The sequence below is a fragment of the Microbulbifer maximicatervae (SeqCode) genome, assembly GCF_052467385.1.
Genome location: NZ_CP174311.1, coordinates 4,769,193 through 4,790,536, shown reverse-complemented (window position 1 = coordinate 4,790,536; position 21,344 = coordinate 4,769,193). Strand labels below are relative to the sequence as shown.

General features: G+C 53.2%; 15 protein-coding genes. 11 read left to right on the top strand and 4 right to left on the bottom strand.

The features are described from left to right. Nucleotides 1–63: 63 nt before the first annotated feature. Complete coding sequence (locus ACJJIR_RS20435; RefSeq protein WP_444892583.1) at nucleotides 64–2,724, bottom strand: penicillin-binding protein 1A; 2,661 nt, start codon at nucleotides 2,722–2,724, stop codon at nucleotides 64–66. 148 nt (nucleotides 2,725–2,872) lie between these two features. Here ACJJIR_RS20435 and ACJJIR_RS20430 point away from each other — a divergent pair, with 148 nt between their 5' ends. From ACJJIR_RS20430 to ACJJIR_RS20380, 11 genes are all read left to right on the top strand, one after another. After that, nucleotides 2,873–3,949 (top strand): pilus assembly protein PilM, encoded by a 1,077-nt coding sequence (locus ACJJIR_RS20430; RefSeq protein ID WP_444906631.1) that lies wholly within the window; start codon nucleotides 2,873–2,875, stop codon nucleotides 3,947–3,949. 1 nt (nucleotide 3,950) lies between these two features. Next, the gene (locus ACJJIR_RS20425; protein WP_444906630.1) at nucleotides 3,951–4,523 is read left to right on the top strand and encodes a PilN domain-containing protein; all 573 of its coding nucleotides are present in this window, start codon (nucleotides 3,951–3,953) and stop codon (nucleotides 4,521–4,523) included. Nucleotides 4,524–4,538: 15 nt separating this feature from the next. Continuing rightward, the gene (locus ACJJIR_RS20420; RefSeq protein WP_444906629.1) at nucleotides 4,539–5,159 is read left to right on the top strand and encodes a type IV pilus inner membrane component PilO; all 621 of its coding nucleotides are present in this window, start codon (nucleotides 4,539–4,541) and stop codon (nucleotides 5,157–5,159) included. Further along, the gene (locus ACJJIR_RS20415) at nucleotides 5,156–5,686 is read left to right on the top strand and encodes a pilus assembly protein PilP (protein WP_444906628.1); all 531 of its coding nucleotides are present in this window, start codon (nucleotides 5,156–5,158) and stop codon (nucleotides 5,684–5,686) included. Before ACJJIR_RS20420 ends, ACJJIR_RS20415 begins: the two co-directional genes overlap by 4 nt. Then, nucleotides 5,686–7,851, top strand: coding sequence for a type IV pilus secretin PilQ (locus ACJJIR_RS20410; RefSeq protein WP_444906627.1), 2,166 nt, complete (start codon nucleotides 5,686–5,688; stop codon nucleotides 7,849–7,851). Before ACJJIR_RS20415 ends, ACJJIR_RS20410 begins: the two co-directional genes overlap by 1 nt. Then, a complete protein-coding gene (gene aroK / locus ACJJIR_RS20405) occupies nucleotides 7,851–8,372 on the top strand; it encodes a shikimate kinase AroK (protein ID WP_413665828.1) in 522 nt (173 codons plus the stop codon). Before ACJJIR_RS20410 ends, aroK begins: the two co-directional genes overlap by 1 nt. A 67-nt stretch (nucleotides 8,373–8,439) precedes the next feature. After that, on the top strand, nucleotides 8,440–9,525 hold the full coding sequence (gene aroB, locus ACJJIR_RS20400) for a 3-dehydroquinate synthase (RefSeq protein ID WP_444906626.1): 1,086 nt from the start codon (nucleotides 8,440–8,442) through the stop codon (nucleotides 9,523–9,525). Between the two features lie 342 nt (nucleotides 9,526–9,867). Continuing rightward, on the top strand, nucleotides 9,868–14,316 hold the full coding sequence (gltB, locus tag ACJJIR_RS20395) for a glutamate synthase large subunit (RefSeq protein WP_444906625.1): 4,449 nt from the start codon (nucleotides 9,868–9,870) through the stop codon (nucleotides 14,314–14,316). Nucleotides 14,317–14,336: 20 nt separating this feature from the next. Continuing rightward, nucleotides 14,337–15,755 carry a glutamate synthase small subunit GltD family protein gene (locus tag ACJJIR_RS20390; RefSeq protein WP_282930294.1) on the top strand — a complete coding sequence of 473 codons (1,419 nt, stop codon included), beginning with the start codon at nucleotides 14,337–14,339 and terminating at the stop codon, nucleotides 15,753–15,755. Nucleotides 15,756–15,915: 160 nt separating this feature from the next. Beyond that, nucleotides 15,916–16,995 carry a uroporphyrinogen decarboxylase gene (gene hemE / locus ACJJIR_RS20385; protein ID WP_108731435.1) on the top strand — a complete coding sequence of 360 codons (1,080 nt, stop codon included), beginning with the start codon at nucleotides 15,916–15,918 and terminating at the stop codon, nucleotides 16,993–16,995. A 170-nt stretch (nucleotides 16,996–17,165) separates the two neighbouring features. Further along, entirely contained in the window at nucleotides 17,166–18,518 is a 1,353-nt protein-coding gene (locus ACJJIR_RS20380) for a cyclic di-GMP phosphodiesterase (RefSeq protein ID WP_444906624.1), read from the top strand. A 51-nt stretch (nucleotides 18,519–18,569) separates the two neighbouring features. Here ACJJIR_RS20380 and asd read toward each other — a convergent pair whose 3' ends face one another. From asd to rsgA, 3 genes are read right to left on the bottom strand one after another with little or no spacing between them, the layout of a single operon-like run. After that, nucleotides 18,570–19,433 carry an archaetidylserine decarboxylase gene (asd, locus tag ACJJIR_RS20375; RefSeq protein ID WP_444892592.1) on the bottom strand — a complete coding sequence of 288 codons (864 nt, stop codon included), beginning with the start codon at nucleotides 19,431–19,433 and terminating at the stop codon, nucleotides 18,570–18,572. Nucleotides 19,434–19,458: 25 nt separating this feature from the next. Then, nucleotides 19,459–20,253, bottom strand: a complete 795-nt coding sequence (locus ACJJIR_RS20370; RefSeq protein WP_444906623.1) for a sulfurtransferase — start codon at nucleotides 20,251–20,253, stop codon at nucleotides 19,459–19,461. Further along, the gene (rsgA, locus tag ACJJIR_RS20365) at nucleotides 20,250–21,290 is read right to left on the bottom strand and encodes a small ribosomal subunit biogenesis GTPase RsgA (RefSeq protein WP_444906622.1); all 1,041 of its coding nucleotides are present in this window, start codon (nucleotides 21,288–21,290) and stop codon (nucleotides 20,250–20,252) included. Before rsgA ends, ACJJIR_RS20370 begins: the two co-directional genes overlap by 4 nt. Nucleotides 21,291–21,344: the final 54 nt, after the last annotated feature.

Here is a 21,344-nt window from a genome sequence, read left to right as displayed (position 1 = left end):
GTTGTTTTGCGATGTATCACCAAAAAAGGGGCCTGAGGCCCCTTTTTTGATTGGGCTGTTCGCTTAGAACAGCTCTTCCGGTAAAGAATCCTCCCGGCCATCCTGGCTGGGCATATCCATATCTTCATCGGTGTAGCGATTGCGATATGGGTTATACACTTCGCGGCCGGGCACCCGGTTGGTCCTGAATATCTCAAACATGCCCCCGTAAGAGGTGCGCAAGCCATTTTGAGGGTTGATGCGTACCGTAACTATGCCATCTGGTTGAGCCAGGTGGCGCTCGGGAAGACCTTCGAGGGCACTGCTCATAAAATCGATCCAGATAGGTAGAGCGGCCGAGCCACCGTATTCATTTTTACCCAGTTCGCCATAGGAATCGAAGCCAACCCAGGCACTGGTAGCCAGGTAGGGGCTGTAACCTGAGAACCACGCATCCCGTGGACCATTGGTGGTACCGGTCTTTCCGGCAATATCACCGCGTTTCATCGCCAGAGCGCGGCGCCCGGTGCCCTTTTTGATAACATCTTTAAGCATCGAATCCATTATGTATGCCGTCTCTGCGGACATGGCTCGCGGAGCGCGAGGACGCGCTTGGCTCTTGCTCGGGTCGAGGGGGCCAACGGGCAGTACGTGTAGTTCCGCTGGCTCTTCACCTTGATCGACCCCTTGTCCTTCCAGCTGTAATTCCGCGAGATCGACGGGTTCAGCGGACAGAGTTTCAGAGCCTGTGCCCGGCTCAGGACAGTTATCGCATACAGTGAGAGGCAGTGCCTGATACAGGACTTCGCCATTAACATCCAATACCCGGTCAACCAGGTAGGGCTCCACTCGGTAGCCACCATTGGCGAAGGCGGCATAGCCGCGCACCATCTCCAGGGGCGTGAGAGCGGAGCTACCCAGAGCAATGGTCAGGTTGCGGGCGAGCTTGCTGCGCTCAAACCCAAAGCCTTCGACAAAGCCCAGGGCGTAGTCCAGTCCTAGGGATTGCAGCAACCGGATTGAGACCATATTGCGGGACTTGTACAACGCCATACGCAGGCGGGTTGGGCCGAGGAAGGTCCCCCCGTCATTTTCAGGCCGCCATACATCTTGCAGGTTGGTTTCCTCAAAGATAATCGGGGCATCATTGATAATGCTGGCCGCTGTATATCCGCGCTCGATCGCCGAGGCGTAAATAAAGGGCTTGAAACTGGAGCCGGGTTGCCGGGCGGCCTGAGTGGCCCGATTGAAATGGCTCTGGCGGAAGTCGTAACCACCGACAAGGGCGCGGATAGCCCCATCTTCGGGCTCAATAGATACCAGGGCGCCCTGTGCTTCCGGGACCTGGGCTAGAACCCACTCTTCAGTCACCTGGGGTTCGGCAGGCTTGGTATCACCGCTCTCGGGATCCGCAAACGGATCGGCCTGAAGGGGCTCATCTACAGCGGTGGCGATCATCTCGCTACTGGAGTTGCTCTCTTTCTTTTCCTTAACGACCTTGCGTAATCGAATAACATCTCCGGGAGCAAACATTTTTTCAGCGGACTGAAGGCGTGCGCCCCGGGCGCTCTCAGAAATATAGGGCCTGATAGAACTGAGTCCATTGCTCCAAGGCAATTCAATTACGCGCCGATCTCTCAGTTGAACCTGAAGTTTCTTGGGTTCTACTGCGGTGACAACGCCGGGTTCCAAACCGCCGAGAATCGGAATCTCGTTGAGTAAATCGATAAGTTGGTCGCTATCTTGCAGCAATTCCGGTGCAAGACGCTGTTCTGGGCCGCGATAGCCGTGGCGCGCATCATAGGTTTCCAGACCGTGCTGAAGCGCATTGCGAGCCGACTCCTGCAGGCGACTGTCTACCGTTGTTATGACCTGGTAGCCGTCGGTATAAGCGTTGTCGCCAAAGAGGTCTACTGCCTCCTTCCGTGCCATCTCGGCGATATAGGGTGCATCCAGGTCGAGATCGCGGCTGTGATAGCTGGCTGTTACCGGCGCAGTAATAGACTGGTTATATTGATCCTGGTTGATATAGCCAAGGTCGAGCATCCGCATCAGGATCCAGTTGCGGCGTACCAGGGCTCGGGAGGGGTTCGCGAGAGGGTTGAAGGTTGATGGCGCTTTGGGGAGTCCCGCCATCATAGCCCACTGGGCCAGATTCAGATCCTTGATATCTTTGCCGTAATAGACCTGAGCTGCAGCCTGGAAACCGTAGGCGCGGTTTCCGAGGAAGATCTTATTGATGTATAGGGCGAGGATCTCGTCCTTGGTCAGCTCTTGCTCAATTTGCAGTGATAGCAAAATTTCATTGAACTTGCGCACAAAACGCTGTTCTCGGCTGAGAAAGAAGTTGCGCGCCACCTGCATTGTCAGTGTACTACCACCAGACTGGATAGAACCGGTCTTAATCAGCTGCGAGGCGGCCCGCATCAAACCTTTGATGGAGACACCATTGTGGGAGTAAAAGCTGGCATCCTCAGCGGCAAGTATCGCTTTGATAAAGGGTTCTGGCGTTTGCTCGATCGTGATAGGGTTGCGCCGCTTTTCACCGAACTCACCGATCAGTTTCATATCCCGTGAGTAGACCCTAAGAGGGGTCTGTAAGCGGATATCGCGGAGGCTCTCCACTGAGGGCAACCCCGGTTTGAGGTAGAGGTAGATACTGGCTAGGGCCATTGCTGTAGCGGCCACACCGGCAAGGCCGAGCCAAAGCAGTGCGAGCAGACGATTGCGGGCTTTTACGGTCATGAAACTGCTTCTGTGTACTTCATCAAAGTGATTAGGTGAATAATTATACGAATATTGTGCGCTATTACCTATGCAAATGCAGGTTGAAGCGTTAATTTAAAGTGCTATAACATCAAACCCTCATAACCCACGGAAAAGATAAGAAAAAATGGGAATTTTCCCTTTTCTGAGCAAAGGCCCCAAGGCCATGTTGGGACTCGATATTAGCTCTACTGCGGTCAAGTTGCTGGAGCTAAGTCGCAACGGCGACAAATATCGTGTCGAAAGTTACGCCGTGGAACCTCTCCCACCCAATGCCGTAGTTGATAAGAATATCAACGATGTGGGGGCGACGGCTGAGGCTATCCGCAAAGTTGTGCGACGCTCCAAAACCCGCCTGCGGGAAGCTGCCGTTGCCGTGTCTGGATCAGCGGTGATCACCAAGACGCTCGAAATGCCAGCGGACCTTACTGACGAGGCATTGGAAGCCCAAATCGCAATCGAGGCTGACCAGTATATTCCCTATCCGCTTGAAGAAGTCAGCCTGGACTTTGAGGTGCAGGGGCCTTCTGAAAAAGGGGATGGGCAAGTGGAAGTCCTGCTTGCAGCCTGCCGAACGGAGAATATTGAGCAGCGGATTTCTGCACTAGGTGAGGCGGACCTTGAGCCCGGTGTCGTTGATGTAGAAGCGTACGCCATCGAGCGAACTTATACTCTGCTGGAGGATCAGCTCCCCCCGCAAGAGCAGTTGGTCGTTGCTGTTATTGATATTGGAGCAACGATGAGCGCTCTGTCTGTTCTTGTGGATGGTAAAACTGTGTATACCCGTGAGCAGCTTTTTGGTGGGCGCCAGCTTACTGATGAGATTCAACGCCGCTATGGTCTCTCAGCAGAGGAAGCTGCTTTAGCGAAGCGTCAGGGAGGGAGTGGATTACCGGATGACTACTTTGCTGAGGTGTTGGAACCCTTCCGTGATGCTGTTGTGCAACAGGTAACTCGTTCTTTACAGTTCTTTTACTCCTCCACATCTTATAGCGATGTAGATTTTATCCTGCTCGGTGGTGGTGTTGCAGCGATGGAGGGAGTTGGTGATTTGATTGCTGAAAAATTGGGTAGGCCTACTTTGATTGCTAATCCATTTTTGCGAATGAGCATCTCCTCAAGGGTTAATCAGCAAGCTCTTGCGAGTGAGGCTCCATCGCTGATGATTGCCACTGGTTTGGCTATGAGGGAGAAGGACTACTGAGATGGCAAAAATTAACCTTCTCCCCTGGCGTCAGGAGTACCGGGCACAAAAGCAAAAAGAATTCCAGCAGTTGGCTCTATTGGTGTTTATTGCTGCTGCGTTAGCAGTATTCTTCTGGATGAAAACGGTTGATCAACAGGTTGTTAGTCAAAAAGAAAAAAACCAGATCCTTCAGACTAGGATTAATGCGCTAAATATTCAGGTAAAAGAAATCAACGATCTAAAAAAGCGTCGCCAAGAATTAATTGATCGAATGCGGGTAATTCAAGAATTGCAGGGTAACCGGCCACTGGCTGTACGTTATTTTGATGAAATTGTACAGGCAACTCCTGAGGGGTTGTGGCTAAATGGGATGAATAGGGAAGGTGATCGGTTGGACCTATCAGGTGTGGCTGAATCAAATAACCGAGTTTCCTCTTTCATGCGAAATCTGGACCAGTCGGATTGGTATGAGGCCCCCAATCTAACTGGTGTAACCGCAACTCCACAATTCGGCGAGCAAGCGAGTGAATTCCAGCTTACAGTGAAGGTCAGTGGGCGCAAGCAAGACGATGATGAAGATAGCGCAAAATAGTAAAGGATTTCGGTCATGGCACTGGCAGATACTATAAAACAGCTTAATGAACTTGATATAAATGATATCGAGTTATCTCGAATAGGCGTTTGGCCTTTATCGGGGCGGATTGCTGTTCTTGTACTTGGTGCAGCCCTGATAATTGGTGCTGGCTACTATATTTTAATTAAAGACATTTATAAGAAGTTTGATTTAGCAGTAAATCAAGAGAAAGAGCTTTTTACTCAATTTGAAAGAAAACAGTTTGAAGCTGCCAACCTAGACGCTTATAGAACCCAGCTGGTTGAGATGGAAGAAACTTTTGGTGCTTTGTTAAAGCAGTTGCCAAAAGACACAGAAGTACCGGGTTTGCTTGAGGATATTGATGAGTATGGTCGAGGAAGCGGCCTGACTATAAATAAGGTTGACTTGGAGCAAGAGCGGATAGGCGAGTTTTATGTAGAATTGCCTATTCGAATAGAGATTCAGGGAAGCTACCATGAGTTTGGTGCTTTCATCAGTGCTATTGCAGGTATGCCCAGGATTGTAACCCTTCATGACTTTGAGATTTCTACTGAGCGTGGGGATGGAGGGTTGTTGAATATGATCATTAATGCAAAAACCTATCGATATAAGGATCAGAGTGAAGAGGGATGATTAAGTACCTGCTTATACTGCTTGCCCTTTCGATCCTTTCAGGCTGCAGTTTTAATAATGATCACAGTGATCTACGTGAAAGAATGGCTGCAGTTGAGCGTGAGCCAAAAGGGCAAATAGAGCCTATCCCCACTTTTACGCCTTATAGCCCTTACGTCTATAGCGCTGCGGCAAGACGAAGTCCTTTTACACGCCCAGTATTAGAGTCTGAGCAGCGAGTTGTTGGTCGAAGATTAGATATTGCTCCAGACCTGGCTAGGCAGAGAGAGGTGTTAGAGAGGATTAGTATTGATCTCTTGTCAATGGTCGGTAGCTTATCTCGCGATGGCCAGATTTGGGCTCTTATTAACGATGGTTCCGGTGGCATTCACCGGATTACTGTGGGTAATTACCTTGGTAAAAATCATGGTCGTGTTGTGAATGCAACAGGTACTCAGCTAGATATTCTTGAAATTGTACCGGATGGCTCCGGTGGTTGGATTGAACGACCACGGGCACTGGCGTTGGAAGAGAGAGACAACGGATAATGAACAATAAACGGTTCGCCTTTTTAATAGCTCGGGTTCAGTTGCTGTTACTTGGCCTATTGCTATTTCCTGTAAACTCCAGCGCTCAGGTAAATCAACTGAATGATATACAGTTTGCAGAGCTGCCTGGCAGTCGTGTACAGCTGCGTCTAACTTTCAGCGATGTACCTCCTGAGCCTACTGGTTACACAATAGAGCAGCCGGCCCGGATTGTTTTGGATTTTGCTGGTGTGGAAAGTGCCTTGCCTCAGAAGAAATATTCGTTAGGTTTTGGCGCAGCCAGAAGTGCAGTGATTGTTTCCAGTGAAAATCGCACTCGCCTTATCGTAAATCTTGATCAGCTTCCAGTATATTCCAGTGAGCGGCAGGGCAATCAGTTGGTGATGGAAATAGGCTCAGAGTCTTCTGATAGTGCCTCCCCAGCGCTAAGTACTGTTGAGCACGATGGTGGCTCAAACCTGGGAGGGGATAAGGAATTTCGGACTTCCAATAATATCGCAGTAAGTAATGTAGATTTTCGCCGAGGGGATGAAGGTGAGGGTAAGGTCATAGTCAGCCTTACTGACCCAGGAGTAAATATCGATGTTGAGCGCACCAACGGTAAAATATTTTTAACTTTCCTAGGAGCTGAATTGCCTGAGGCTCTACGGCAAAAACTGGATGTCACAGATTTCGCCACTCCGGTAAGTAATATTACTGTGGATTATGATGGGCGTAATACGGTTATTGCCGTAGATCCTAATGATGTCGAATATGATTACTTGGCCTATCAGGCAGATACCGAGTATGTGCTCAGTGTTAAGCCCTTATCAGCACAAGAAATTAGTGAGAAAGAAAAAGAGTTTGTATTCAACGGGAAGAAGCTTTCTCTTAACTTTCAGGACATTGAGGTTCGCTCAGTTCTGCAGGTTATTGCCGACTTTACTGATCTTAATTTAGTCGCAAGCGATACTGTGCAAGGTCGAATAACATTACGCCTTGATGGTGTACCATGGGATCAGGCTCTGGCTCTTATTCTAAAGGCGAAAGGGCTCGATAAGCGCCAGGAAGGCAGCGTAATTATGGTTGCACCAGCAGCTGAGATCGCTGAGAGGGAACGCCAGGAGCTTGAAACTCGTAAGCAGTTGGAGGAATTGGCTCCCTTGCGTACAGAATTTATCAGTGTTCGCTATGCGGATGCGGGGGAGATTTTTAACCTATTCTCTGGGCAGGGAGGGGCAGATGGCCTTGCGGGAGGCAGTAGTAGCAGTGACAACCAGCAGCTGAGCATGCTCTCTGCCCGTGGAAGTGCCATCGTTGATGAGCGAACTAACACAATTATTCTCACTGATACAGAAGACAAAATTGCCCAATTCCGTGCGCTGATAGAAGTTATTGATATCCCAATTCGCCAAGTAATGATCGAGGCGCGAATTGTTACCGCTAACAGTGACTTCCAGCGTGAGCTAGGTGTCCAATGGGATTTCGTTGATGGTACCGAGATAAATGACAGCACCGCAGGTATCGGTTCAGGAGGCTTGTCACTTGATGATGGCGCTGCCCTCGGTGATCTAACTGGCGATTTTGATCCGCTTTTGGTTGATCTTGGGGTAAGTAACCCCGCGGGTAGTCTGGCCTACGCTATTTTAAAGGATGATTTTTACCTGAGCCTTGAGCTGTCTGCACTTGAGGATGTGGGGGTAGCAGAAATCGTTTCTCAACCAAAGGTTGTTACGGGTGATAAGCAGGAAGCTACCATTCAGTCAGGTATTGAGATTCCCTATTTAGAGACGACGTCTTCTGGTGCTGCTGCTATTTCATTCCGTGAGGCTGTGCTGGAACTTAATGTTACACCTCAGATCACCCCAGATAATAATATTATTATGTCTCTAAATATTGAGCAGAATAGCATTGGTGAATATGTCACCGTAGGAGGTGGCCAAGTCCCATCTATCAATGTGAATACGCTGGAAACTAAGGTTCTGGTCCGTAACGGTGAGACAATTGTTCTAGGCGGCGTGTTTGAAAGCACTACACTTGAGGGTGAAACCAAAGTTCCCTTGCTGGGTGATATTCCTTATATCGGTAACTTGTTTAAGCAGACTATACGCACGGATGATAAACGTGAGATCCTGATGTTTATCACACCGCGTATTCTTGAAGATGAGGCTTTCTACTCTAAGTGATCACCCGCTCTATTTTCCTGGTCGGCCCCATGGGGGCCGGCAAGTCTACGATCGGCAGGTTGTTGGCAGCGCAATTGCAGCTGCCTTTTGCCGATACCGACAAAGTGCTCGAAGAGCGCACTGGTGCGGATATTCCCTGGATTTTTGATGTGGAAGGCGAAGCGGGATTTCGCCGTCGTGAGACTGAAATATTGGAAGAGCTCTGCCAGGGTGAGTGCCAGGTTATTGGTACCGGTGGCGGAATAGTTTTGCTCGAGGAGAATCGACGCCAGCTACAAAAATATGGCCATGTAGTTTATTTGCAGGCCAATATCGATCAGCTTCTGGAGCGCACTTCAAAGAATACCAATCGCCCGTTGCTTCGTGTACCCAACCCCCGTCAGCGTATTGCGGAAATTTTGCAGGAACGCGAGCCTCTGTATCGTGAGGTTGCAGATATTATTTGCGACACCAATGACCTCTCCCCCAAACAAGCATCCCTCCTGGTCGCAGAACACTTAGGCAGCCTGCTGTCCGATTAGTCCCAAGCGTCTGTGCTAAAGTGCGTCTCACTTCTGTTGAGATAAGCACTAGGGGATTGAGAGCAGTATGCAAAGCCTTAACGTAGAACTCGGCGAGCGTAGTTATCCGATAATTATTGGTTCAGGTTTGCTCGGTGACCCGCAATACATCCTCCCTTACATTAAAGGCCGGCAAGTTTGCATTGTTACCAATGAAACTATTGCTCCTCTTTATTTGGCGACATTATTGGAAGGGCTAAAAGGGCTCGATAAAGTGGATGTTGTCGAGCTTCCCGATGGTGAAGCTTTCAAATCACTCGACACAGTGAATCGAATTTTTGATGTGCTGCTGGAAAAGCGTCACAACCGCTCTACGACACTAATCGCGTTGGGCGGTGGTGTCGTTGGAGATATGTGCGGTTTTGCTGCAGCCTGTTATCAGCGCGGGGTTAACTTTATCCAGGTACCGACTACCCTGCTGTCTTTGGTTGACTCCTCTGTTGGGGGAAAGACCGGCGTTAACCATCCCCTTGGTAAAAATATGATTGGCGCCTTCCACCAGCCCCGCCTTGTCCTTGCGGATACCGGTACCCTTGCCACATTGCCTGCACGTGAATTTTCCGCAGGCCTCGCCGAGGTCATTAAATACGGATTGATCTGTGACAGCCCATTCTTCGAATGGATCGAAGAGAATTTACAAAAGTTATTAACGAGGGAGCCCGCAGCACTGGCTTACGCTATTGAGCGCTGCTGCGCCGACAAGGCGAATGTTGTTGCCAGTGATGAGTGCGAGAGTGGTCGTAGGGCGATACTGAATCTTGGCCATACCTTCGGCCACGCTATTGAGGCAGTGCAGGGGTATGGCAGTTGGTTACATGGTGAGGCCGTTGCCGCCGGAATGGTTATGGCGTTGGAGTTATCCAGGTTGCGCGGAGATATCGATGCAGAGCTGGTGGAACGGTTGCGAGCGATGCTAGAGGCGGCTGATTTGCCGCAGCAGGCACCGCAGGGCATGACAACCGATGAATTCCTCCAAGTAATGCAGGTGGATAAGAAGGTGTTGGACGGAAAATTGCGTTTGGTGCTGCTAAAGGCACTGGGAGAAGCAATTATTGTCGATGATACCCCCAGAAAAATGATTATAAATGCACTGAAAAACTGTGGTGCCGAGTGATAACCCTGCTCTTATTGTCTAAATAATAGGACTGAGTACCAGAAAGGTTAGTTGATAGAAGATAAGTTTGGTTTTGTTTGATTTGACAGACTAATACACTGCTAAAAGTTGAAAATGTAGTGTTGGACAAGTAATATTGCGCCCCCCCGAAAGGAAAGGCGGGGCAAAAAACCGCCAATAACAACAAAAAAAGCCCCAGCAGAGGGCTTTTTTTATCTCGGGATCTTTTTCCAAGGGACCGCAGGAGAGCGTAGCGCGAAGCTTAAAGTGACATTCGCCCATAACAGGCACTTCTTTTTTTAAGCGCCAGTGGTCCCCCAATCGATAGCGACGAGGAATTCTATGGGTAGCAGTCTGTATCAGTTGGATGAGTTTAAGGACAACTGCGGTTTTGGTCTGATCGCTCATTTGCACGGTGTGGCAAGTCACAAGTTAGTGCAGACGGCCATTGAATCCCTCACTTGCATGACCCACCGGGGTGGTATTGCCGCCGATGGTAAAACCGGTGATGGTTGCGGTCTTTTGCTGCAAAAGCCGGATGCTTTCCTCCGCGCAGAAGCCAAGACCCTGTTTGGTGCTGAGCTGACAGCAACCTACGCAGTGGGATCAATCATGCTCCCACTAGATCACGCCGAGGCCGATAAAGCCCGCAAAATTCTCGAAACTGAGTTGCAAGCTCAGGGCCTAAAGACCGTCGGCTGGCGCACCGTACCGACCAACCCGGAATGCCTGGGCCCTATTGCCCGGGATTGCCTGCCACACTTTGAGCAGTTGCTGATCAACAATGCAGACGAGCCCCTCGGCGAGGCGAAATTCAATGCCCGTCTCTATGTGGCCCGTCGCAAAGCCGAGTTGCGCTTAAGTAGCGAAGTCTATATCGCCAGCCTTTCAACCAGTGTTCTCTCCTACAAAGGCCTGATGATTCCGGCTGATCTGCCCAAGTTTTTCCCAGAACTGGCCGACCCGCGCCTGGAAACCGCGATCTGTGTTTTCCACCAGCGCTTCTCTACCAACACCATGCCCCGCTGGCCCCTGGCCCAGCCATTCCGCCTGCTGGCGCACAATGGTGAGATCAACACAATTACTGGCAACCGCAACTGGTCTGTTGCTCGCACCAGTAAATTTGCCACTGACCTGATTCCAGAGCTGAATGAGCTGGTGCCCCTGGTAAACCGCGAGGGCTCCGACTCCTCGAGCCTGGACAATATGCTGGAGATGCTGCTGGCGGGCGGCATGGAGCTGCACCGGGCCGTGCGTATGCTAGTGCCGCCGGCCTGGCAAAATGTTGAAGGAATGGATGCGGACCTGCGCGCCTTTTACGAATATATCTCCATGCATATGGAGCCCTGGGATGGGCCGGCTGGATTGGTGATGACCGACGGCCGCTACGCAGTGTGTACCCTGGACCGCAACGGCTTGCGTCCCTCGCGCTGGGTGATTACCAAGGATGACCTGATCACTGTGGCCTCCGAAGTGGGCGTGTACGACTATGCCCCTGAAGATGTTGTAGCTAAGGGCCGCCTCGGACCGGGGCAGATGCTGTCGGTAGACACCCAAGAGGGCAAGCTCTACCACACCGCTGACATCGATAATATGCTCAAGCGGGCACAGCCCTATAAGCGTTGGCTCAAGGATAAAGCACGCCGTATCCGTTCTACTCTGGTTACCGCGCCGGTGGACAACAACTTCTCCCACCAGCAATTCAAGGTTTACCAAAAGCTGTTCAGCTCCTCCCTGGAAGAGCGCGATAAAGTCGTCCGGCCCATGGCTGAGGCGGGCCAGGAAGCGGTCGGTTCAATGGGCGATGATACGCCGATGGCGGTTTTGTCCCGTTACAACCGCTCGCTCTACGACTACTTCCGCCAGCAGTTTGCCCAGGTAACCAACCCGCCAATTGACCCCCTGCGGGAAACCGTGGTGATGTCTCTGGAGACCTGCCTGGGTCGAGAGAAATCAGTATTTGAGGAAACCCCCGAGCACGCGGACCGGGTAATCCTGTCTTCGCCAGTACTTTCCCATATGAAGTACACGGCACTGTTATCCCTTGATCGCCCGGGCTTCGAAGCGGAGATCTTCGATCTGAACTACGACCCCGCTGAACAGGATCTCAAATCGGCGATTGAACAGCTCTGCGCCAAAGTTGAGGCTTCAGTGAGGGCGGGGGCTGTGATTGTGGTGCTGTCCGATCGCGATATTCGCGAGGGGCACCTGCCCATCGATGCACTGCTGGCGACAGGCGCGGTGCACCACCACCTGGTACATGCGGGCTTGCGCTGTGATTCCAATGTTGTGGTGGATACCGCCAGCGCCCGCGATGCGCATCAGTTGGCCTGTTTGGTCGGCGTCGGTGCCACCGCAGTACACCCGTATTTTTCCTACAGCATTATCAATCACCTGATCGATACCGGTGAATTGCTGCTGGATGCCGCTGAGGCGCAGAAAAATTACCGTAACGGCATTATCAAGGGCCTGTTAAAGATCCTGTCCAAGATGGGCATTTCCACCGTTGCCTCTTATCGCGGCGCACTGCTGTTCGAGCTGGTGGGCATTTCCAGGGATGTGGTGGATCTGTGTTTCCCCGGAGCACCCACTCGCATCGAAGGTGCCGGCTTCCCCGAGCTGCAAGCCGATATGGCGGCCCGTGCCGATATTGCCTGGAAAGCCCGCAAACCGGTTTCCCCCGGCGGTTTGCACAAGTTTGTTTACGGCCAGGAGTATCACGCTTTTAACCCGGATGTGGTGACTACCCTGCGGCGCGCTGCCAGCACCGGTGACTATGCCGCGTGGCGGGACTATGCGGAGCTGGTTAACCAGCGCCCGATGGCGACATTGCGGGATATGCTGGACTTCAAGGAGAACATCGAACCGGTAGCTCTGGAAGACGTGGAGCCGGCAGAGCAGATTTTGCGTCGCTTTGATACGGCGGCCATGTCACTGGGGGCCCTGTCCCCCGAAGCCCATGAATCCCTGGCCCAAGCGATGAATCGCCTGGGTGGGCGTTCAAACAGTGGCGAGGGCGGTGAAGATCCAGCCCGTTTTGGCACTGATAAAGTCTCCAAGATTAAGCAAATTGCCTCCGGTCGTTTTGGCGTAACACCGCACTACCTGGTAAATGCCGAGGTATTGCAAATTAAGGTAGCCCAGGGCGCCAAGCCCGGTGAAGGCGGTCAGCTGCCCGGTGGCAAGGTCAACGAATTGATCGCGCGGCTGCGCTATTCGGTGCCCGGTGTGACCCTGATTTCCCCGCCGCCGCATCACGATATCTATTCCATCGAAGACTTGGCGCAGCTGATCTACGACCTCAAACAGGTCAATCCCGATGCCTTGGTCTCGGTAAAACTGGTATCGCGGCCCGGGGTTGGCACCATTGCTGCGGGTGTTGCCAAAGCCTATGCGGATTTGATCACCATCTCCGGCTACGACGGCGGCACAGCAGCCAGCCCAATCACCTCGATTCGCTATGCCGGGTCGCCCTGGGAGCTGGGATTGGCGGAAACCCACCAGACCCTGCGTGCCAATGATTTGCGCGGCAAGGTTCGGGTACAAACCGATGGCGGCCTGAAAACCGGCCTCGATGTGATCAAGGCGGCAATTCTCGGCGCTGAGAGCTTCGGCTTTGGTACGGCACCCATGGTGGCGATCGGCTGTAAGTATCTGCGGATCTGTCACTTGAATAACTGTGCCACCGGTATCGCCACCCAGAAGAAGGACCTGCGTGACGAGCACTATATCGGCACCGCAGAAATGGCGATGAACTTCTTCCGTTTTGTCGCCGAGGAGACCCGCGAGTGGATGGCCAAGCTCGGGGTACGCAGCCTGGAAGAGTTGGTGGGGCGTGTGGATTTGCTGCGCGTACTGGATGGCGAAACTGACAAACAGAAGAAGCTGGATCTCGCGCCTCTGTTGCATACGGATGAGCTGTTGGAAAGCAAGCCGCAAACCTGTCAGTCCGCGACCAATGATCCGTGGGATAAGGGCGAACTGGCGGAGCGGATGGTGGCGGATATCCTGCCTACCATCGAAGGCTTTAAAGGTGGCGAGTTCAGCTACGACGTGACCAACTGTGACCGATCCTTAGGTGCGCGCCTGTCTGGTGAGATCGCCAAGCGCTACGGTAACCAGGGTATGGTTGAAGCTCCGGTGAAACTGCGCCTCAAAGGGGTCGCCGGCCAGTCATTCGGTGTGTGGAATGCCGGTGGTTTGGATATGTATCTGGATGGCGATGCCAACGACTATGTGGGCAAAGGTATGGCTGGCGGCAAGCTGGTTATACGACCGCCGCAAGGCAGCTCATTCGCCTCCCAGGAAACGAGTATTGTCGGCAATACCTGTCTCTACGGTGCCACGGGCGGCAAGTTATTTGCGGCGGGCTGTGCCGGTGAGCGCTTCGCCGTGCGCAACTCCGGTGCCTTTGCGGTCGTGGAAGGGGCGGGAGATCACTGCTGTGAATATATGACCGGGGGTATGGTCGCGGTTCTCGGGCGCACCGGATTTAACTTCGGCGCCGGTATGACCGGTGGCTTTGCCTATGTCCTGGATATGGAGCGGGATTTCTTTGATCGCTGCAACCATGAGTTGATCGAGCTGCGCCGAATCAGCAGCGAAATTCTCGAGCCACACCAGAGTCACCTGCGCGAAGTTATCGAGGAGTATGCGGCGGAGACCCAGAGCGCCTGGGGCGCCGAGTTGTTGGATAACTTCGATGATTACTTGAGCCGTTTCTGGCTGGTTAAACCAAAGGCGGCGAGCCTTGCAGATCTTCTTTCCGACGTGCGCAAGCGCGGCGAATAAAGGCGGGGTGGAGAAACAGTATGAAAGACAGACTGAACAACGACTTCCAGTTTATCGACGTAAGTCGCATCGATCCGCCGAAGAAGGACATCATCACCCGCACCGGCGAGTTTGTTGAAATTTATGAGCCTTTCAGTGAGCGACAGGTGGCCAGCCAGGCACACCGCTGTCTGGATTGTGGCAACCCCTATTGCGAATGGAAGTGCCCGGTACACAACTACATTCCCAACTGGTTGAAGCTGATCAGCGAAGGCAATGTTATTGAGGCAGCCGAACTCTGCCACGAAACCAATACTCTGCCGGAAGTCTGTGGCCGGGTGTGCCCCCAGGACCGCCTCTGTGAGGGCGCCTGTACCCTCAATGATGGCTTTGGTGCGGTCACCATCGGCAATGCGGAAAAGTACATTACTGATACAGCCTTCGCCCTGGGTTGGCGCCCGGACTTAAGCCATGTTGAGAAAACGGGTAAACGAGTAGCGGTGATTGGTGCCGGCCCGGCGGGGCTGGGCTGCGCTGATATTTTGGTACGCAATGGCGTGCAGCCGGTGGTGTTCGACAAGCACCCGGAAATTGGTGGCCTGATTACCTTTGGTATTCCCGAGTTCAAGCTGGAGAAGTCGGTAATGCAGCAGCGCCGGGAAGTGTTTACTGAGATGGGCGTTGAGTTCTGTCTCAATACTGAGGTGGGTAAGGATATCAGTTTTGAGCAGCTGCTCAATGACTACGATGCTGTCTTTATGGGGATGGGCACTTACAACTACATGAGGGGCGGCTTCCCCGGTGAAGATCTGCCCGGTGTTCACGATGCTTTGCCATTCCTGATTGCCAACGTAAATCGCAATATGGGCTGGGAGCGCGATGCTTCCGAATTTGTTTCGGTTGAGGGCAAGCGCGTGGTGGTTCTCGGTGGTGGTGATACCGCCATGGACTGTAACCGCAGCTCGATTCGATTGGGCGCTAAGAGCGTAACCTGTGCCTACCGCCGCGATGAGGAAAATATGCCCGGCTCACGTCGGGAAGTGGCCAATGCCAAGGAAGAGGGCGTACAGTTCCTGTTCAATCGCCAGCCGGTTGAGATCGTTGGAGATGGCAAGGTGGCCGGGGTTAAAGTGGTCACTACGGAGCTCGGTGAGCCCGATGAAAACGGCCGCCGTCGCCCTCAGGTGGTGCCCGGTTCTGAAGAAATTATCCCGGCGGATATTGTTCTGGTGGCCTTTGGCTTCCGTCCCAGCCCGGCAGAGTGGTTTCCGCAGCACAATATTGAAGTTGCCGACTGGGGTGGTGTCGTCGCTCCAGAAAAACAAAAATACAAATTCCAGACCTCCAATGAGAAGGTGTTTGCCGGCGGTGATATGGTGCGCGGCTCCGACCTGGTAGTGACCGCTATCTGGGAAGGGCGCCAGGCCGGTGAAGGTATCCTCGATTACCTGGATATTTAATCGTTTCTGATTTGCAGTGGGGGCACGGTCCCTCACTGCCCAATTATTCCGTGCACATTTGTGCCAGTCCCAATAGGCACCTCGCAATATCTTTGCCACCCTGTGTATAGCGGCCAAGCCCCTGTACAATGCCCGTTTTTTTAGCCCGCTCGGTGTGCCTATGTCTGATACCAAACCGTCCGAATTGAAAAACGACCGCTTTCTTCGCGCCCTTCTGCGCCAGCCAGTGGATCGAACGCCTGTATGGATGATGCGACAGGCGGGGCGCTACCTGCCGGAATATCGAGCCAGCCGCGCCGAAGCCGGCAGCTTTATGGATCTGTGCCGCAATACTGAGCTGGCCTGTGAGGTAACGCTGCAACCCCTGGAGCGCTACCCGCTGGATGCCGCTATTCTGTTTTCCGACATTCTGACTATTCCCGATGCCATGGGCCTGGGTCTCTATTTCTCTGAAGGAGAGGGCCCCAAGTTCCACAAGCCCCTGCGAACGGCGGCCGATATCGAAGCCCTGGAAGTGGTGAACAGCGAAAAGGATTTGGACTATGTGATGAATGCGGTGTCCACCATTCGCCGCGAGTTGAATGGTCGCGTGCCACTTATCGGCTTCTCCGGCAGCCCCTGGACGTTGGCGACTTATATGGTTGAAGGTGGCTCCAGCAAGGATTTTGCCCGCTGTAAGGAAATGCTCTACAACCGCCCTGAGCTGATGCACCAGTTACTCACGGTGCTGGCCGACTCTGTTACCGATTACCTGAACGCCCAGATTCGCGCTGGTGCCCAGGCCGTACAGATCTTTGATACCTGGGGCGGGGCACTCAGCCACAGTGCTTACCGTGAATTCTCCCTGAAATATATGCAGAGAATTCTCCAGGGGCTGATTAAAGAAGTCGACGGTCGTCGAGTGCCGGCCATCCTGTTCACTAAGGGAGGCGGTCAGTGGTTGGAAGCAATGGCTGATACTGGCGCTGACGCCCTGGGCTTGGATTGGACTACAGACATTGGCAGCGCCCGCGCCCGAGTGGGAGACAAGGTGGCTCTGCAAGGCAACTTGGACCCTGCTGTTCTCTATGCGAGTCCCGAACGAATTCGCACAGAAGTGGCGGCTGTTTTGAAGTCTTTTGGTCAAGGTAGTGGCCACGTTTTCAATTTAGGTCACGGAATTACCCCGAAGGTAGATCCCAAACATGCCGGAGCCATGATTGAAGCTGTGGTAGAGCTGTCAGCCCAATATCACGCCTAAACTAGCCACTGATCTCTGAGTCTGTGAATACAGTCTCACTTTGGGCGGGTGAACCTTAATATCTCTCCATGATATAAAGGTGAGCTTGCCCAGAGGACCGAGGATCTTACGCCACGGGGTCTTTCAGGGCAGCGTTTTAGCGTTAACTACAGTTGTCGGCACCTTCCCCAGTGGCAATCGAACAAGCAAAAATTTCTGTCGGTGATTTACAGCGCGGCATGTTCGTCTCCAAGCTCGACCGGCCTTGGACACGAACCCCATTTGCGCTGCAGGGTTTTTATATCCGCGATTTGGAAGAAATCCGCCAGCTACAGAAATACTGCCGGTTTGTTTATGTCGATGTCCACAAAACTGTCGGTAGTGCCGGTGTTACCCTGCGTCGATTGCTCGGAGGCAGCGACATTTCCGCAAGGGGTCGTTCTTCTGGCCGCACAGCGGTCACTATCCCTTGTAAGCCTGTCACTGTTTCCCATAAAAAATACCCCCCTCCGCAGCCGGCGCAGCGAGAAGCCAGTAACGCGCGTAAGCTTCACGGCCAGATCCTCTATGGTATGAATGAGGTAATGGGGCTTGTCTCCAACAACAGGCCCATACCGGTGCAGCAGGTTAATCAGGTCGTTGAGGATTTAGTAGAAAGTGTGCTGCGCAGTCCCGATGCGTTTGCCTGGCTGGCTCGTGTGCGAGATAAGGATGAGCACACCTACAGTCACTCGGTACGTGCCAGTATTTGGGCGGTGCTATTCGGCCGCCATATCGGTCTTTCACGCAGTGATTTACTAAAGCTCGGGGTGGCTACTCTGCTGAAGGATGTAGGCAAGCTGGCTATCGACGGGGAAGTGCTGCAGATGAAGCAGCGCGACCCGCGCAGTGAATTGGAGTATCGAAAGTTTGTGCAGCACAGCGTCAAGATGCTGTCGGCAGACCCACAAATAGATCCCAAGGTTATCGAAGTCATTAGTGCCCACTGCGAGCGCCATGATGGTAGTGGTTACCCTGAGGGCTTGCGCGGTGACAGGATTTCAGTGTTGGCGCGCATGTGCGGAATAGTGACTTTCTATGATGAAGCCACTAACCCAAGAGGTTCCAGTGAGCCGGTAGCGCCATCCCGGGCAGTTGCCAAGTTATATGACCTGCGGGGTATTGCCTACCAGGAACAGTTGGTAGTGGAGTTTATTCAGGCTATTGGCCTCTATCCCACGGGTACTCAGGTAGAGTTGTCCACCGGAGAAGTCGGCGTGGTCGTGGAACAGACCTACGACAGGCGCTTGCGACCAAAGGTAATGATCGTTCTCGATGGGCAAAAACAGACGCTCAGCAAGCCTCGCCTGTGTGACTTAGCTGAAGTTGAGGATCGAGAACAGAAGCTTATCGAGCGTGGCAAGATGAGCGTCGAGGAAAAGGTCAGTATCCTCAGGGATATAGAACCCGGAGCTTACCCCCAGGTGGATGCGGCGAATATTCGCGACAATTATTTATTCCGCGGTGGTCGACTGGGGCAGCTGCTGACGCGCCTGACAAAATAAGCCCCCTTTTTCAGAGGCGGCTGTTAAAACTGCCGCCTCTCCTTATTAATATCAGTCCTTGCCGGATAGTAAATTACCGAAATGCTCACCCATGCGCACGGGCGACTCGGCTTCCAGCTGGTCGAGCCAGCTCACCTGGTCTGCGCCAAATAGCATGATGACGGTAGAGCCCAGCTTAAAGCGTCCCATCTCCTCACCTTTCTCCAGGTGGACAGGTGCCTTTTCCAGATAATCTGTGTTGATGACTTTGCGCTGGATAGGAGCGACTTGTCCGGCCCATACGGTTTCGATACCGGCGACAATCATTGCACCCACCAGGATCATTGCCATAGGGCCGGCTTCCGTATCGAATACGCAGACCAGACGCTCGTTGCGCGCGAACAGGCGCGGAACGTTTTCTGCCGTTACCGTATTTACAGAGAAGAGTTGTCCGGGCACATAGGTCATGCTGCGCAGGGTGCCGGCCATGGGCATATGCACACGGTGATAATCCTTAGGTGACAGATACACAGTGGCGAAGTGCCCGTCATTAAATTGCGCCGCTACCTTGGGATCACCGCCCACCAGTTCAACCAGGCTGTAGTCGTGACCTTTAGCCTGGAAAATACGGCCGTTATGGATCTGGCCCAGCTGGCTGATGGCGCCGTCGGCAGGGCTGGCGAGGGTGTGTTGCCCTTCGATAATGGGGCGGGCTCCGTCTACCAGCTCGCGGGTAAAGAATTCATTGAAGGTGCGGTAGGCAGTACAGTCGCTCTCTTTGGCCTCCTGCATATCCACGCCGTACTTCTCAACAAACCAGCGGGTGAAAGGATCTTTGATCCACTTGAGCTCTGTATTCGCCAACCAGCCGGCAGCGCGGGAGAGTGCATGTTGCGGCGTTAGGTATTGCAGGGCGGCAAAAAGTTTAGGGTTCATAAATCTACGTCTTTTCTCAATGTATCTACTGCTGTACCGGAGTATTGGGCAAATTGCCCCACTCACTCCAGGAGCCTGGATAAGCGCGAATATCCAATCCCAGGGACTTGCCCACTAACCAGGTAAAAGCGGAGCGGTGATGGCTCTGGCAGTGGGTGACAATCTTGTGTGAGCTATCAATTCCCAGTGCAGCGAGGAATTCGCGGGCATCCGCACGAATACGCAAGTCTTTTTGCGGATCCATCAATTGGGTCCACTCGCAATTGATTGCTCCAGGGATATGACCGCCCTTCATGGCCAGGACCCGCTCACCGCGATATTCCTGGGGTGAGCGAGCATCCCAAACAAGGAATTCATCATTGCCCAGTTGATCCTGGATTTGCTGGGCGTCCATCGCAGCTGTGCTGTTGACGGTGACTTGAATATCACTCGGCTTGATATCCGGTGCCTCGGTAGTGAGAGGAAGGCCGGCGCTTCGCCAGGCCAACATGCCACCATTCAAGTAGCTGTAATTGCGGTGGCCTATCATTTCCAAGGTCCACAAAAAGCGCCCAGCCCAACCGCCGCCTTCGTCGTCACAGGCGACCACATGTTGTTCCGGCTTCAAGCCGATAGCTTGAAAAATCTGGGTCAGCTGTTCGATACCGGGAAGTTTGCCCGGTGCGGGTGCGGTGCCAGCCATCAGCGCCTGGAACGGCAAGTGAACAGCCCCTGGAATATGGCCGTTGAGGTAATTGTGGGGTGAGCTGAGGTCTACAATAAGCAGTTCTTCGCGCTCAAGCTGAGTCGCGAGCTCTTCAGCTTCGATGATCAGTTTCAAAACTTGTTCTCCGATTCCAGGCTGTTGCGCAAATGCAGAAAACTATTCATACGGCGCTCGCTAATTTTTCCATCGGTCAGTGCCTCCTGGATAGCGCAACCGGGTTCGCCCTGGTGGCGGCAGTCGCGAAAGCGGCAGTGTCCTATAAATGGTCGGAATTCGACAAAACCTTCCAATAGGGCGGCCTCCTCCATATGCCAGAGTCCAAATTCGCGAATCCCGGGGGAGTCTATCAGATCACCCCCGCTGGGCAGGTGAAACAGTTCTGCCGCAGTGGTGGTGTGAGTCCCCTTTTGGGTGGCCTCTGACAGAGCACCGGTGCGGGCGCCCGCACTGGGAAGCAGTGCGTTGACCAGGGATGACTTGCCCACCCCGGACTGCCCTACAAAAACGCTACATCCCTGCGCAAGGGTTTCCAGCAGTTCCGGCAGGCCCTCGCCAGTTTTGGTGGATAACCGTAAAACCGGGTAGCCGAGCTCCGGGTAGGGGGCGAGTAGCTCCTCCAATGAATCGCGATTGCGTTCATCGATCAGGTCGGTTTTATTGAGCAGCAGCATGGGTGCTATGCCGGTGGTCTCTGCGGCTACCAGGTAGCGGTCTATGGCATTGGCAAAAGGTTCGGGGTAAGGGGCGATAACGATCAATATGCGATCGATATTGGCTGCAACAGTTTTCAGGTCGCCGTAGCGATCGGGTCTTTGCAGCTCGGAATTGCGCGGCAGGCGCGCGCCGATAACACCAATGCCCCCATCGCTGTCTTCGCTGGCAGGGTGCCAGGCAACGCGATCGCCGGTCACCAGGGTTTCGATATTGGCGCGCAAATGGCAGCGCTGGCGCAGGCTCGGATCACTCTCGCTCTCCACTAAAACCTGTGTGCCATAGTTGGCGATAACCAGGCCGATCTGTTCCTGCTCCAGTTGCCCCTCTTCCAGGGCCTCTTCGGCAGATTGCTCACGCTTGCGGGCGCGGGCTTCACGTTCCTGCTGGATTTTGTTGATACGCCACTGTTGGCGGCGATTTAATTTGCGTTTACTCATGCACTAGCACCTGGAGACTAGCGGCGGATTATAGCTATTGCAGGGTAGTTGCGG

Bases quoted from the DNA above. Each gene is read 5' to 3' on its own strand.
- ACJJIR_RS20420 (WP_444906629.1), top strand. From the start codon at position 4,539: ATGGCACTGGCAGATACTATAAAACAGCTTAATGAACTTGATATAAAT.
- hemE (WP_108731435.1), top strand. From the start codon at position 15,916: ATGTCTGATACCAAACCGTCCGAATTGAAAAACGACCGCTTTCTTCGC.
- ACJJIR_RS20390 (WP_282930294.1), top strand. From the start codon at position 14,337: ATGAAAGACAGACTGAACAACGACTTCCAGTTTATCGACGTAAGTCGC.
- gltB (WP_444906625.1), top strand. From the start codon at position 9,868: ATGGGTAGCAGTCTGTATCAGTTGGATGAGTTTAAGGACAACTGCGGT.
- ACJJIR_RS20430 (WP_444906631.1), top strand. From the start codon at position 2,873: ATGGGAATTTTCCCTTTTCTGAGCAAAGGCCCCAAGGCCATGTTGGGA.
- aroB (WP_444906626.1), top strand. From the start codon at position 8,440: ATGCAAAGCCTTAACGTAGAACTCGGCGAGCGTAGTTATCCGATAATT.
- ACJJIR_RS20415 (WP_444906628.1), top strand. From the start codon at position 5,156: ATGATTAAGTACCTGCTTATACTGCTTGCCCTTTCGATCCTTTCAGGC.
- rsgA (WP_444906622.1), bottom strand. From the start codon at position 21,290: ATGAGTAAACGCAAATTAAATCGCCGCCAACAGTGGCGTATCAACAAA.
- ACJJIR_RS20425 (WP_444906630.1), top strand. From the start codon at position 3,951: ATGGCAAAAATTAACCTTCTCCCCTGGCGTCAGGAGTACCGGGCACAA.
- ACJJIR_RS20435 (WP_444892583.1), bottom strand. From the start codon at position 2,724: ATGACCGTAAAAGCCCGCAATCGTCTGCTCGCACTGCTTTGGCTCGGC.
- asd (WP_444892592.1), bottom strand. From the start codon at position 19,433: ATGAACCCTAAACTTTTTGCCGCCCTGCAATACCTAACGCCGCAACAT.
- ACJJIR_RS20410 (WP_444906627.1), top strand. From the start codon at position 5,686: ATGAACAATAAACGGTTCGCCTTTTTAATAGCTCGGGTTCAGTTGCTG.